The 12870-nt window shown below is 70.6% G+C and carries 10 protein-coding genes; 5 read left to right on the plus strand and 5 right to left on the minus strand.

What is annotated here, in order from left to right:
• Positions 1 to 9: 9 nt before the first annotated feature.
• Positions 10 to 1617, minus strand: coding sequence for an alpha/beta hydrolase (locus tag ACIPSA_RS28925; protein WP_402639548.1), 1608 nt, complete (start codon positions 1615 to 1617; stop codon positions 10 to 12).
• A 271-nt stretch (positions 1618 to 1888) separates the two neighbouring features.
• On the opposite strand from ACIPSA_RS28925, the gene ACIPSA_RS28930 reads away from it, so the two are divergent.
• The 3 genes from ACIPSA_RS28930 to ACIPSA_RS28940 all read left to right on the plus strand — a co-directional run bounded on the left by ACIPSA_RS28930 (position 1889) and on the right by ACIPSA_RS28940 (position 4569).
• Positions 1889 to 2644: a chaplin gene (locus tag ACIPSA_RS28930; RefSeq protein ID WP_402639550.1), complete on the plus strand. Its 756-nt coding sequence runs from the start codon at positions 1889 to 1891 to the stop codon at positions 2642 to 2644.
• Between the two features lie 157 nt (positions 2645 to 2801).
• Positions 2802 to 3656 (plus strand): GNAT family N-acetyltransferase, encoded by an 855-nt coding sequence (locus ACIPSA_RS28935; protein ID WP_402639552.1) that lies wholly within the window; start codon positions 2802 to 2804, stop codon positions 3654 to 3656.
• Between the two features lie 112 nt (positions 3657 to 3768).
• Positions 3769 to 4569, plus strand: a complete 801-nt coding sequence (locus ACIPSA_RS28940; RefSeq protein ID WP_402639554.1) for a GNAT family N-acetyltransferase — start codon at positions 3769 to 3771, stop codon at positions 4567 to 4569.
• A gap of 18 nt (positions 4570 to 4587) precedes the next feature.
• Here ACIPSA_RS28940 and ACIPSA_RS28945 read toward each other — a convergent pair whose 3' ends face one another.
• The gene (locus ACIPSA_RS28945; protein ID WP_402639556.1) at positions 4588 to 5034 is read right to left on the minus strand and encodes a hypothetical protein; all 447 of its coding nucleotides are present in this window, start codon (positions 5032 to 5034) and stop codon (positions 4588 to 4590) included.
• Positions 5035 to 5175: 141 nt separating this feature from the next.
• Entirely contained in the window at positions 5176 to 5439 is a 264-nt protein-coding gene (locus tag ACIPSA_RS28950) for a GlsB/YeaQ/YmgE family stress response membrane protein (RefSeq protein WP_402639558.1), read from the minus strand.
• A 227-nt stretch (positions 5440 to 5666) separates the two neighbouring features.
• Here ACIPSA_RS28950 and ACIPSA_RS28955 point away from each other — a divergent pair, with 227 nt between their 5' ends.
• Entirely contained in the window at positions 5667 to 7118 is a 1452-nt protein-coding gene (locus ACIPSA_RS28955) for a hydrolase (protein WP_402639560.1), read from the plus strand.
• 43 nt (positions 7119 to 7161) lie between these two features.
• On the opposite strand, the gene ACIPSA_RS28960 is transcribed toward ACIPSA_RS28955, so the two are convergent.
• Both ACIPSA_RS28960 and ACIPSA_RS28965 read right to left on the minus strand, forming a co-directional pair.
• Positions 7162 to 9891, minus strand: a complete 2730-nt coding sequence (locus tag ACIPSA_RS28960) for a glycosyl hydrolase 2 galactose-binding domain-containing protein (protein ID WP_402639562.1) — start codon at positions 9889 to 9891, stop codon at positions 7162 to 7164.
• A gap of 127 nt (positions 9892 to 10018) precedes the next feature.
• On the minus strand, positions 10019 to 11200 hold the full coding sequence (locus tag ACIPSA_RS28965; RefSeq protein ID WP_402639866.1) for an ROK family protein: 1182 nt from the start codon (positions 11198 to 11200) through the stop codon (positions 10019 to 10021).
• Positions 11201 to 11338: 138 nt separating this feature from the next.
• Between ACIPSA_RS28965 and ACIPSA_RS28970 the strand changes: the two genes are divergently transcribed.
• Positions 11339 to 12793, plus strand: a complete 1455-nt coding sequence (locus ACIPSA_RS28970; RefSeq protein WP_402639564.1) for an APC family permease — start codon at positions 11339 to 11341, stop codon at positions 12791 to 12793.
• Positions 12794 to 12870 lie beyond the last annotated feature (77 nt).

Here is a 12870-nt window from a genome sequence, read left to right on the forward strand (position 1 = left end):
CGGACGGCTTTACGCTGCCGGCCGAGCGGCCGCGTCCGGCCCGCAGGAGCTTCCGCTGGGCGGCAGGGAGCCGTAGAGCAGGAAGTCGTCGACCTTGCGGTGCACGCACGTCGAGGAGGAGTACCCGGTGTGCCCCTCGCCCCTGTTGTCCAGCACCACGGCCGACGGGCCGAGCCGCGCGGCGGTCTCCACGGTCCAGCGGTACGGCGTGGCCGGGTCGCCGCGCGTTCCCACCAGGAGCATCTTCGGCGTGTCGAGGTCCTTCACCTCGTCGCGGATGAAGTCGGTGCCCCTGGGACGGCCGTAGCACATCAGCACCTCGGTGAGCCGGTACGCGCCGAAGACCGCAGACGCCTGCTCGTACTCGGCCCGGAGCCGCTCGAGATCCTTGGCGATCTGCGCGGCCGTGGGGCGGTCCGGGTCGTCGGCGCAGCTCACCGCCACCAGCGCGGCCGGCAGGTTGTCCGTCGGGATGTCGTCGGTGCCGACGAGCCCGCCGTCGGTGCCGACGAGCCCGCCGTCGGTGCCCGGCGCGTGCGGGAGTCTCACGACGCCGTACCTCAAGTTCTCGACCCCCCGCGTGTCCCCGTCGTCGACCAGGGAGACCAGGGCCCGCTCCAGCGAGGGCCACTGCTCCCTGCTGTAGAGGGCCTGCCCGATGGCACCCACCAGGTCCTGACCGGCGAACCTCCCGCCGGAGCCCGTGAGCACCGGGTGCTCGTCCATCGAGCGCACCAGCCGCACGACCTGGCCCCCGGCCTGCCGGCGGTCCTGCCCGAACGGGCAGCCGATGTCCGTCACGCACCAGTCGAGGAAGTCGTCCAGGGCCGTCTGCTGCCCCTCGGCGCCCACGATCCCCTGCTCGGCCTGCGATTCCGTCAGCGTGTCCACGCCGTCCAGCGCCATCCGGCCCACCTTGCCGGGGAACTGGGCCGCGTACACCGCGCCGAGCCTGCTGCCGTACGAGAAGCCGAGGTAGTTGAGCTTCTTGTCGCCGAGGGCCTGGCGTATGACGTCCATGTCCCGGGACGTGTCCACGGTGCCCATGTGGGCCAGCACGGGGCCGGAGTACTCGGTGCACTCGGCGGCCACCTGTCGCAGCCGGGCGAGCATCGCCGGCGGGTCGGTGAGGTCCGCCTTCTGCTCCTTCTGCGCGGCCGTGCTGTAGCTCTCGCCGCAGCTGACGGGCGAGGACCGGCCGACGCCGCGCGGATCGAAGGTGACCACGTCGTAGCCGTTGGTCAGATCCATGAAGTCCTTGCCGCTCGAAGCGAGTTCACTGACACCGGCGGCGCCGGGACCGCCGAAGTTCAGCAGTACGGAGCCCCGCGACCTCCCGCTCGCCCGGTAGCGGGCCAGCGCCACGTCGAGCGTGCCCGCGCCGGGCTTCGCGTAGTCGACCGGGACCGTGACCCTTCCGCACTCCAGGTCCTTGGGTATCCGCTCGCCCTCGCAGCGCGACCACTTGATCTTCTGGTCGTAGAAGCGGGACAGGCCGGGCTGGGGCGGGGTGCCGGACGCTGCCACGGGCAGCCCCGCCCCGAGCAGGGCCAGGGTGACCGCCCCGGCTCCCGCGCAGCGGCGCAGGGCGGGCCGCGTGGACAGTTTGGCCGGCATCGATGCCTCCAGGGACGTCATGCTGCGGACCGGGGACAGCGCCCTCGATCACGATATGCGGGCACCGGAGGGCCCGCCTCCGGGCAAGCGGGCGGGCACGCGGTGTTGTACCCTCCGCACGTTCGGTGGCCATTCGACGGTTTTGCGACCGGTTCGATAACTGTGCCACTCGATGGGGTGAAAGGCTGATAAGCCATAACTCGGATGGTTCGCCTGCGTTTAATCCGGTGCGGGTGAGTGCCCGCGACCATGTCTGGAAGGCAGGGAACCTATGAGACGGGTTACCCGAAACGGTGTGATCGCCGTCGCGGCCGCCTCCGGCGCGATGGCCGTGGTGGTGCCGGCGTACGCCGACTCGGCCGCGGACGGCTCGACGGCCGACTCGCCCGGACTGATCTCCGGCAACACCGTCCAGCTCCCGGTGCACGTCCCGGTGAACGTGTGCGGGAACACCGTGAACGTGGTGGGACTCCTCAACCCCGCCGCGGGCAACAACTGCGTCAACGAGGGCGGCGGGACCGCGTCGGGGGCCACGACCTCCGGTGGATCGGGGGCGAGGTCCTCCGGTCTGTCGGGGGCGAGGTCCTCCGGTGCGTCGGGGGCCACGTCCTCCGTTGGATCGGGGGCCACGTCCTCCAGTGTGTCGGGGGCGACGTCCTTCGGTGGTGCGACCGCGCACGGCGGCGGAAAGGATTCGCCGGGCCTGCTCTCCGGCAACGTGCTCCAGCTCCCGCTCGACGTGCCGGTGAACGTCAGCGGCAATGCCGTGAACGTGGTCGGCGTGGGCAACCCGGCAACGGGCAACACGTCCGTGAACACCCCGGCCGACCACCCCGCCCCGGAGCGGCCCGCCCCGCCCAGGGCGGCCCACCCCACCCCACCGGTGCACCGCCCTCAGTCGCCGCCCACGGTCGCCCTCGCCCATACGGGGGCGGACCTGACCGCGCCCGCCGGCGCCGCAAGCGCCGTACTCCTGGTCACCGGCGCTGTCCTGTACCGGCGGTTCCGCCCGAGGCCGGAGCGCTGACACCGGCAGACCTGTCGCGTTGTGAACCGCCTTGCCGAGACGTCCTGTCGACGCCTTCGACGGCTCGATCCCGTCGTGGCGCATCCCGGGGTGATCCGGAAGGATGCTGCGGGCGCGGTCGACCACCGCGCCCGCAGCTACGGAATGGAGCGCACGCATGACCTCTCCGGCTTCCCAGGACCTCGTCGTCACGCGGGCCACCCTCCAGGACTGGCCGGTGATCAGCGGGTGGGCGGCGGACGAGGGCTGGAACCCCGGGCTGTCCGACGGCGCCGCCTTCTTCGCCCAGGACCCGCAGGGGTTCTTCCTCGGCCGTATCGACGGCGAGCCGGTGTCGGCCATCTCCGTCGTCAACTACGGCACCGACTACGCCTTCCTCGGCTGCTATCTGGTCCGCCCGGACCTGCGCGGCCGCGGCCACGGCATCACCACCTGGAAGACGGCACTGGCGCACGCCGGAAACCGCAGCGTCGGCCTGGACGGAGTCGTGGCCCAGCAGGACAACTACCGCCAGTCCGGCTTCGAACTCGCCTACCGCACCATCCGGTTCACCGGAACCGCCCGCGAGGCCGAGCCCGCCACGGACGTCCGTCCCGCCCGCCCCGCCGACCTGGCGGCCATCACCGCGTACGACAGCGCCTGTTACCCGGCCGACCGGCCCCGCTTCCTGGCCGAGTGGCTGACGGGCACCGACCACCGGACCGTCGTCCGCCACGACGGCGGACGCCTCACCGGCTACGGCGTGATCCGCCCCGGCCGCGACAGCCTGCGCATCGGCCCGCTGTTCGCCGACGGCCCCGACGACGCCCGGTCCCTGTTCGCCGCCCTGACCGCCGACGTCACCGGCAGCGAGGTCGCCCTCGACGTCCCCGAGACGAACACCGCGGGTATCGCCCTGGCGGAGGCGGCCGGATTCACCCCCTCCTTCGAGACCGCCCGCATGTACACGGGCCCGGTGCGCGACTACGCCCAGGACAGCGTGTTCGGCGTCACCACACTCGAACTCGGCTGACCGGCCGGGCCGGTGGCGAAGGGCGGCGAACTGCCGTAACCGCGCCGGTGCGTGGAGCCGACCAGGGGATAATCCCGTTGCCCCGGCCCGCCCCGGATGCTGGAGTGAGCCCATGGATCACTCCTCGATGCTCGCCCTGTACGACCGTGACATGCGCGAGGGCGCACGGCCCGACGGCCCCGGAGCCCGGATCGAGCGCACCCCGAACCTGGTGCGCCATGTCGCGGACGCCCACGGCTGGAACGGTGTCGTCTGGTCAGACCTGGACGAGTCGAGCGCGGACCGGGCCATCGCCGGCCAGATCGCGTACTTCACCGGCCTCGGCCGCGACTTCGAGTGGAAGCAGTACGGCCACGACCTCCCGCTCGACCTCGCCTCACGGCTGACCGCGGCCGGGTTCACGCCGGAGCCCGAGGAGACGCTGATGGTCGCCGAGGCCGCCGAGATCGCCGGCCTGGTCGTCGAAACGCAGCTGCCCGCCGGCATCCGTATCGTGCCCGCCACCGGCCCCGCCGGAGTCGACCTCGTGGTGGACGTGCACGAGAAGGCCTTCGGCACGGACGGGACACGGCTCCGTCACCGGCTGCTGGCCCGGCTCGCCGCAGACCCGGACACGATCGTCGCCGTGGTGGCACTCGCCGGCGACGAACCGGTCGGCGCGGCCCGCATGGAGCTGGTGCCCGGCACGCGGTTCGCCGGGCTGTGGGGCGGCGGCACGGTCGAGGACTGGCGCGGCCGGGGCATCTACCGCGCCCTGGTGGCCCATCGCGCCCGCGCCGCCGCGGCCCTCGGCTACCGGTACCTCCAGGTCGACGCGGTGGCCCGCAGCCGCCCCATCCTGGAACGCCTCGGCTTCCAGCCACTGAGCACGACGACGCCGTACGTGTACGAAGTCCGGCAGGTTGTCCGATAGCGACGCGAAACGGGTTCCTCAGACCACGTCGGAGCAGACGGGGTCCGAGGCGGACAGGCCGGCCGTCAGCTTCCCGAGAGTGCTGCGGATCGTCTGGCCCAGCCGTGCCAGGTGCAGCACGCTTGCGGCGTCGTAGACGAGGATCTTGACCGCGTCGACCAGGACCCGGTCGTCCTCGTCGAGTGCGGGCAGTCCGGCGAACAGCTCGTGGGACGGCCGCTCGGTCGCGGCACGCACGACATCGGCGAGCCGGATCCGGCCGATCATGCCGACTGCGGAGGGCCGCCCCTGCCGGACGGCGTCCAGCACCAAGGAATGGATGCTCAGCGCCAGCAGGACCGGCAGCAGCGCGTCGGCCGAATCCGGGTGCATCGACCAGTTCGCGTACCGCCTGTGACGGACCTCGCGGTTTCCGGGGATCCGATCGGCGGCGTTCAGGATCCGACTGCTCCACATGGTGCACATCGGCCAGGCCTCCACGGGCTCCCGCCTCGCATTCAGCTGTGAGTACTCCCGTCCGAGGGCTTTCGGCAGGCCCGCCGAAAGCCCGCCGTCCGCCCGTGAGCGCCCTTCCGAGGGCGGCCCCGCCGCAGTCCGAACGCCGTGTCAGCGGCCTTGCTTCGCCCGGTCCAGAGCCGCCACGCCCACCGCCGCGAGGCCGATCTGGATGAACCACTCGATCCAGTCGGGCCCCTTGGTGTCGGCCACCCCGAACCCCGCGGCGATCGCCGAGCCCAGCAGTGCTGCGACGATGCCGACGACGATCGTCCACAGGAAACCGATGCGCTGCCGTCCGGGGACGACCAGGCGCCCCAGGACGCCGATGACGATGCCGATGACGATGGCACTGATGATGCCTGATATCTCCATCTCCGCCCCTCTTCGTCGAGCTCACCACTGATGCCCACTGATGTTCAATCTGCCCGCGCAATGCCCGGACAGTCCGGTGCGGTTATTGCCGGGACTTTCTGTTCACCCCCCGGACATGCCATGTACCTTTCAATCAATCGACGCGTGTAGAACCCTCAACTCGGTTCTACGCGCGCAGACTTGACGCCCGCACCGCCTCTACCCCACCGCTCACGGAGGTTCGCCGGATGCTTGGATCCAGAAGATCCCGCCGCAGACTCACCACCGCCCTGGCCGGATTCGGGCTGCTCGTCACGGGAGCCGCACTCCAGGTCAGCACCAGTGCCACTCCCGCCCACGCGGCCACCACGCACCGCATCCTGTTCGACAACGCCCACGCCGAGACGGCCGGCAACGCCGACTGGATCATCTCCACCAGCCAGCCCGACCCGCTCAGTGAGGACTCCTCCCCGTCCTCAGAGACGGACTGGACCGGCGCCCTGTCCTCCTGGGGCGTCGCCCTCCAGAAGACCGGCAGCTACAGCCTCAAGACGCTGCCCTCGGGCTCCAGCCTCAGCTACGGCGGCTCCTCGACGACCGACCTGTCGAACTTCGACACGCTGGTCCTGCCCGAGCCGAACACGCTGTTCACGACCGCCGAGAAGACGGCGATCATGAACTTCGTGAAGAACGGCGGCGGTCTGTTCATGATCTCCGACCACACCGGCGCCGACCGCAACAACGACGGCGAGGACGCGGTCGAGATCCTCAACGACCTGATGACGAACAACAGCGTCGACTCGACCGACCCGTTCGGCTTCTCGATCGACTCGCTGAGCATCAGCTCCGACTACCCGTCGGCGATCAGCGACAGCAGCGACCCCGTGCTGCACGGCTCCTTCGGCACCGTCACCAAGAGCCTGATCGCCAGCGGCACCACCGCCACGCTCAAGCCGTCCGACAACTCCGCCGTCAAGGGCCTGCTCTACCGCACCGGCTACTCCGGCAACACCGGCGCCTTCTTCCTCACCAGCACCTTCGGCAGCGGCCGCGTCGCCTTCTGGGGCGACAGCTCGCCCATCGACGACGGCACGGGCCAGTCCGGCAACACCCTGTACGACGGCTGGAACGACTCCGGCGCCACCAACGCGGCCCTCGCCCTCAACGCCACCGCGTGGCTCGCCGGTGACGGCACCAGCGGCGGGGGCGGCGGCGGGTCCGGCACCTGCACCGCCGCCCAGCTGCTGGGCAACAACGGCTTCGAGTCGGGCAACACCACGTGGAGCGCCAGCAGCGGTGTCATCACCAACTCCAGCAGCGAGTCGGCGCGTACGGGTTCGTACTACGCCTGGCTGGACGGCTACGGCAGCGCCACTACCGACACCCTCTCCCAGTCGGTGACCATCCCGTCCGGCTGCACCACCGCCGCCCTGAGCTTCTATCTGCACATCGACACGGCGGAGACCTCGACGAGCACGGCGTACGACACGCTCAAGGTCCAGGTCCTGAACAGCTCCGGGACCGTCCTGAGCACCCTGGCGACCTATTCGAACCTGAACGCCGCCAGCGGCTACACCCAGCGCAGCTTCAGTCTGGCGAGCTACGCCGGCCAGACCGTCACGCTCAAGTTCACCGGGACCGAGGGCTCGACCCTGCAGACGTCCTTCGTCATCGACGACACGGCTCTCAACGTCAGCTGACGCCCCGGGGCCCGGCGGTACGAGTCCGCCGGGCCCCACTGGGTCATTCCGCCGGGACCGTCCGCTCCGCCGTGTTCCAGCCGGAGACCCGCACCCGCGGCACGGATCCGTGCAGATCCGCCGTCCGGTAGGTGGCGGTCAGCGTCACCGATTCGCCGGGCCACAGGCTGACCTCGTTGTCCGACCACCGCACCGGCAGTACCGGCTTCCCCTTCGCGTCGACGAGATGGACGTCCGTCAGCAGTGACGGGGTCTTCCCGCTCCCCGTGTTGCGCACGGTCACCGTCGTGGTCGACGTTCTGTCCGCCGACTCCGTCGACGCCGTGGCCGAGACCGGCACCCGCGCCATCGAACCCAGCCCCTTCAGGTCGGCGTAGCTCGTCGTCGGCGTGTAGTACCAGTCGGTCCTGGCCCAGTCGAGCGTGTCCGCCTCGGTGGAGAGCCAGTACACGTTCCGGCTCACCTCCTTGCCGGTGGAGTCGGTCAGGGTGAGCCGTACCAGATACGTCGTCGAGAGTCCGCTCACCGACGCGGGCGCGGGCAGCGTGAGGACGGTGGTGTGTGCGCCGTCGCCCTTCACCGCCACATCGGTGACGGTCCTGTCGTACTTCTGCTTTCCGTCGGGGTTGAACAGGGTGGCCCGGGCGGTGAGTCCGGCGGCGGAGGCGTGCCGGTTGTCGACCACCACGACGGAGCGGTTGTCGTACGAGTACTGGATGTGCAGCGGTTCGTTGGCCTTCTTCGCTCCGAAGTAGGCGCCGCCCTGGTCGAGGTAACGGTCCATCAGCTGCCAGTGCAGCGACGTCCAGCCGCTGTTGAACATCCAGTAGATCACCCCGGTGGAGGGCTTCGAGGAGTCCTTCGCGTTGCGCCCGTACGCCTCGTACTGGGCACGGACGTTCTCGTACTGCGCGAGCTGCGCCTTGCGCACGTAGTCGGTGAGGCCGGTGGGGGAGCCGTACCGGCCGGCGAGAGCGGCGTCGTAGATCTTCAGGGTGCCGAAGACCGGGGACGGGGAGCGGTGGTACTGCCTGATGCCCGGGTTCTTCCAGAGCGTGTCCAGCTCGGCGGGGGTCATCATCCGGCGCAGGGTGTCGAGGGTGGGGATGTCGGGGCCCGCACTCGTCTCGGAGTTGAAGCCGGTGGCCCCGCCCTCGCGCTTGGCGTACCAGTAGTTCGGCGGGATCCAGTCGTAGGGTCCGGTCATCTTCATTCCGGAACTGCCCAGCTGGGGCGAGGACTTGTCGGAGGCGGCGGCGACCACCGGGGTCGGCCAGTCGGCCGCCTTCAGGGCGTCCAGATAGTTCTTCTCGATCTTCGCGTCGGGTGCGAAGTCGCTTCCGATCAGGAAGGAGATGACGCTCGGGTGGTCGCGCAGCCGGGCGGCCTCGGCGGCCATCGACGCCTTGGCGACCGGGTAGTCGGCGGCCGTCCACGGGTCGCCGGACTCGCCGGTCCCGTTGACCTGGCCCTCCCACTTGTCGCAGCACTCCCAGCCCGGCAGGGTGAGGACGCCGTAGCGGTCGGCGAGGTCGAAGAACTCGTCGGGCTCGATGTGGCCTTCCAGGCGGATGGTGTTCAGGCCCAGGTCCAGGGCGTACTTCAGCCGGTCCGCGACGTAGGTGCGGTCCCAGCGCAGGAACTCGTCGGGTGACCAGCCACCGCCCTTGATGAGCAGCCTGCGGCCGTTGATCCGGTACTGCCGGGCGCCGTCGGAGTTCAGCGGCGCCTGGATGTCGCGGATGCCGAAGGTCTCGTGCGCGGTGTCCGACGGCGCACCGGAGACGGACGCGGTGAGGTCCAGGTCGTACCGGGGCTGTTTGCCCATGCCCGCAGGCCACCACACCTTCGGCGAGGTGAGATGCAGGCCGGGGACGTCGGCGGAGGTGAAGGTGACCGTCTTCGTCTCGTGGGCGGCGAGCGGGACCGACCGGGAGAACGAGGTCCCGCCGACGCTGCCGGAGACCTCGGCCGTGACGGGCGCGTCGGAGTCGTTGCGGGCCCGCGCCTTGACCGTCAGGTCCGCCGAGGCCAGCGACGGTACGTCCAGCCTGGTCACCACGTGCGCGTCCCGCAGCGCGACCGGGCCGCCCCGGCGGACCACCACGTCACGGACGATGCCCATGTTCTCGTCGGGCGGGGGCTGCAGCCAGTCGATCCAGCCCATGGTCAGGTTCTTGTTGGGCACGTTCGGCCGGATCCGGAAGGCCACCGTGTTGGTACCGGACCGCACCAGCGAGGTGATGTCGAGTTCGTGGCGTGTGTAGGAGCCGGTGACGTCCGCGGCCTTGGCGACCTGGCGGCCGTTGACGTAGACGTCGGCTGCCGAGATCACCCCGCTGAAGTCGAGGTGGGTGCGCTCGGAGGTGTCGGCGACCTGGAAGTCGGAGCGGTACCACCACGGGATCTGGAAGTCGGCCTTCGGGATCTGCTGCTGGTTGGTGGAGTAGAACGGGTCGGCGTAGACGTGGTGGGCGAGCAGCGCGGCGAGGACGGTGGAGCGGGGACCCGCCGAGTACCAGCCGGTCGCCGGATAGCCGGGGGAGGAGACGGCCGACGCGGAGTCGTCCACCTTCGCCGTCGACTGGATCGCGAAGCCGGAGAGCGGTGTGCCGGTCCCGGCGGCGGACGGCACGCGGGTGACCGGGGTGTGCCCGTACGCCCGGACCGGATGCCGGGGCCCGGCCCAGGCACTGGTGGACAGCGAGCCGAGCAGTGCCAGGGCCACGGTGGCCGTGGCGAGTCGTCGTCGGGGGGCGGAGTGAGGGAACACGCAGAGCTCCTGGTTTGTAAAGTTAGGAAACTTTACTAACCCGCCTCAAGCTAGGGCGCCGAGACGACCATGTCAATCACCGTGGCCCCTGCGGGAATTGCACTGAGACGTGTGCGGGAGCCGGTCGTCACCCGGCCGACCTGCGCTCGAACACCTTCTCCCGGGCCGTGCCCAGAGCCGTCGCCACCGCGCCGAGGAGCACCGCGTCCTCACCCAGTCGGCTCGGCGCGATCTTCGGGCGGAGCGGGGTGAGCGTCCGCAGATGCTCCCGGACCGGCTGCAGCAGCAGGTCCACGCTGTGACCCACCCCGCCCCCCAGCACCACGAGATCCGGATCCAGCACGGCCGTCGCGGCCGCCACGGTGTGCGCGATCCGCTCGCCCTCCAGGTGAACCGCCTTGACCGCCGCCGTGTTTCCCTGCCGGGCCGCGTCGAACACGGCCTTGGCGGTGAGCTGCCCGCTCATCCCGAACCGGCGCGCCGCCTCGACGACGGCCGGCCCCGACACCGCGTCCTCCAGCCGCTCCGGCTTCTGCTGTCCCGGCCAGGGCAGGAACCCGATCTCCCCGGCCAGCCCGTGCGCCCCCGTGAACAGCCGCCCCTCGCTGACGACCCCCATGCCCAGGCCGGTGCCGATCAGGATGTACGCGAACAGCCGGCTGCCCGCGCCGACCCCGTACGTGTACTCGCCCAGCGCGGCGAGGTTGGCGTCGTTGTGCACCTCCAGCGGTACGCCCAGCTCCTCGCGCAGCCGGTCGAGCAGTCCGGCGCGGCCCCACCCCGGCAGATGCATCGCGTACCGCACCCGCCGCTGCTTCTCGTCGTACACGCCGGGCGTGCCCACCACCCCGTGCACCACCTCGGCCGGGTCCGTTCCGGAGTTGGCCACGGCCTGGCGGGTGGTGTCGACGACCAGGTCGGCCAGGGCGCCGGAGCCGCGGGCGCGGTTGCGTACGTCGGACCGGGCGACCACCGTGCCGTCCAGGTCGGCCACCGCGACCCGCAGCCAGCCGCGGCCTATGTCCACGCCGAGCGCGTAACCGGCGGCCGGGTCGGGGGCGTACAGGACCGCGATCCGGCCGCGCTCGGGGGCGTGCGTGCCGACCTCGTGGACGAGCCCGGCCGCCTCCAGCGAGGCCAGTGCGCTGGACACCGTCGGCTTCGACAGACCGGTCTCGCGGGCCAGCTGGGCACGCGACGCCGCGCCGAGGGCGCGCAGCCGGTCGAGGAGCAGCCGCTCGTTCGCGCTGCGCAGCCGTCGACGGCTCCAGGGCTGTTCGTGCTGCTCTACGACGTCGCCGGCGGCCATCGCACCATTCTCACGCATTCCTCACGCATACTTGACGCATCTAGTAAGTCTCCTTAACTTTATCGGCCATCAGCTTAGCCGGATCGGCCGTGCAGGCCCGCCGGGCGAGCCTCTCCGTCCATCGCGTCAGGAGTCCCCATGTCCGGTAGCCCGCCACCCACGAGTGGATTCGTCCGTCGCGTCGGTCTCTTCCAGGCCACCGCCATCAACATGAGCCAGATGTGCGGGATCGGTCCGTTCGTGACCATCCCGCTGATGGTCGCCGCGTTCGGCGGCCCCCAGGCGGTCATCGGGTTCCTGGCGGGCGCGGTGCTCGCGCTCTGCGACGGGCTCGTCTGGGCCGAGCTGGGCGCGGCGATGCCCGGCTCCGGCGGCAGCTACGTCTATCTGCGCCAGGCCTTCCAGTACCGCACGGGCCGGCTGATGCCGTTCCTGTTCGTCTGGACGGCGATGCTCTTCATCCCGCTGATCATGTCCACCGGCGTGGTCGGCTTCGTCCAGTACCTGGGCTACCTCGCCCCCGACCTCGGCAGGACCTCGGGCGATCTGATCGGCCTCGGCATCATCGCCCTGGTCGTGATCCTGCTATGGCGCGGCATCGAGCACATCGCCCGCATCACCGCCGTGATGTGGGCCGTGATGATCGCCTCGGTGCTCCTGGTGATCGTCGCCGCGGCCACCGACTTCAGCCCGCACCTGGCCTTCACCTATCCGGCCCACGCCTTCGACCTCACCTCGAACCACTTCTGGCCCGGCTTCGCCGCGGGCCTGACCATCGGCATCTACGACTACCTCGGCTACAACACGACCGCCTACATGGGCGCCGAGATCAAGGACCCGGGCCGGACGCTGCCGCGGTCCATCATCTTCTCGATCCTCGGCATCATGGCGATCTACCTGCTCCTCCAGATCGGCACGCTGGGCGTCATCGACTGGAACCGGATGACGAACCCGGACGACATCGCCTCGACCTCCGTCGCCTCGGCGGTCCTCGAAAAGACCTGGGGCAAGGGCGCCGCGGACACCGTGACCGTCCTGATCCTGATCACGGCGTTCGCCTCGGTGTTCACCGGCCTGCTCGGCGGCTCGCGGGTGCCCTACGACGCCGCACGCGACCGTGTCTTCTTCCGGCCGTACGGGAAGCTGCACCCCGAGCACCGCTTCCCGATGCTCGGCCTGGCGACGATGGGCGTGATCACCGCGATCGGCTTCCTGATCGGCCGCCACACCGATCTGGCGACCCTGATCCAGCTCCTCACCACCGTGATGGTGATCGTCCAGGCGCTGGCCCAGATCGTGGCCCTGTCCGTGCTGCGCAGACGCCGGCCGACGCTGCGCCGCCCCTACCGCATGTGGCTCTATCCGCTGCCGAGCATCGTCGCCTTCGCCGGCTGGTGCGTGATCTACGGCTACGCCGACAGGAACTCCCCGGGCCGTCACCCCATCGAGTGGTCCCTGGCCTGGCTCGCCCTCGGCTGCGTCGCCTTCCTGATCTGGGCGCGGCTGGAGAGGGTGTGGCCGTTCGGGGAGAAGGAGATCGCCGAGGAGTACGCCACGGCACCGGCGCCGGACGCGGAGCCCGCCGGTACCTGAGCCCAACAGCCATGCGGTGCGCCGGAGTCACCGGCGCACCGCTCCTCGGCCGAGCGGTGACGTCCCCCTGACGGTGC

The organism is Streptomyces sp. NPDC086549 (assembly GCF_044746205.1).
Taxonomy (GTDB): Bacteria; Actinomycetota; Actinomycetes; order Streptomycetales; family Streptomycetaceae; genus Streptomyces.

What these genes read in the sequence shown, in the direction of transcription:
- ACIPSA_RS28925 (WP_402639548.1), bottom strand. Translation starts at nt 1,617, where the DNA reads ATGCCGGCCAAACTGTCCACGCGGCCCGCCCTGCGCCGCTGCGCGGGA.
- ACIPSA_RS28930 (WP_402639550.1), top strand. Translation starts at nt 1,889, where the DNA reads ATGAGACGGGTTACCCGAAACGGTGTGATCGCCGTCGCGGCCGCCTCC.
- ACIPSA_RS28935 (WP_402639552.1), top strand. Translation starts at nt 2,802, where the DNA reads ATGACCTCTCCGGCTTCCCAGGACCTCGTCGTCACGCGGGCCACCCTC.
- ACIPSA_RS28940 (WP_402639554.1), top strand. Translation starts at nt 3,769, where the DNA reads ATGGATCACTCCTCGATGCTCGCCCTGTACGACCGTGACATGCGCGAG.
- ACIPSA_RS28945 (WP_402639556.1), bottom strand. Translation starts at nt 5,034, where the DNA reads ATGTGCACCATGTGGAGCAGTCGGATCCTGAACGCCGCCGATCGGATC.
- ACIPSA_RS28950 (WP_402639558.1), bottom strand. Translation starts at nt 5,439, where the DNA reads ATGGAGATATCAGGCATCATCAGTGCCATCGTCATCGGCATCGTCATC.
- ACIPSA_RS28955 (WP_402639560.1), top strand. Translation starts at nt 5,667, where the DNA reads ATGCTTGGATCCAGAAGATCCCGCCGCAGACTCACCACCGCCCTGGCC.
- ACIPSA_RS28965 (WP_402639866.1), bottom strand. Translation starts at nt 11,200, where the DNA reads ATGGCCGCCGGCGACGTCGTAGAGCAGCACGAACAGCCCTGGAGCCGT.
- ACIPSA_RS28970 (WP_402639564.1), top strand. Translation starts at nt 11,339, where the DNA reads ATGTCCGGTAGCCCGCCACCCACGAGTGGATTCGTCCGTCGCGTCGGT.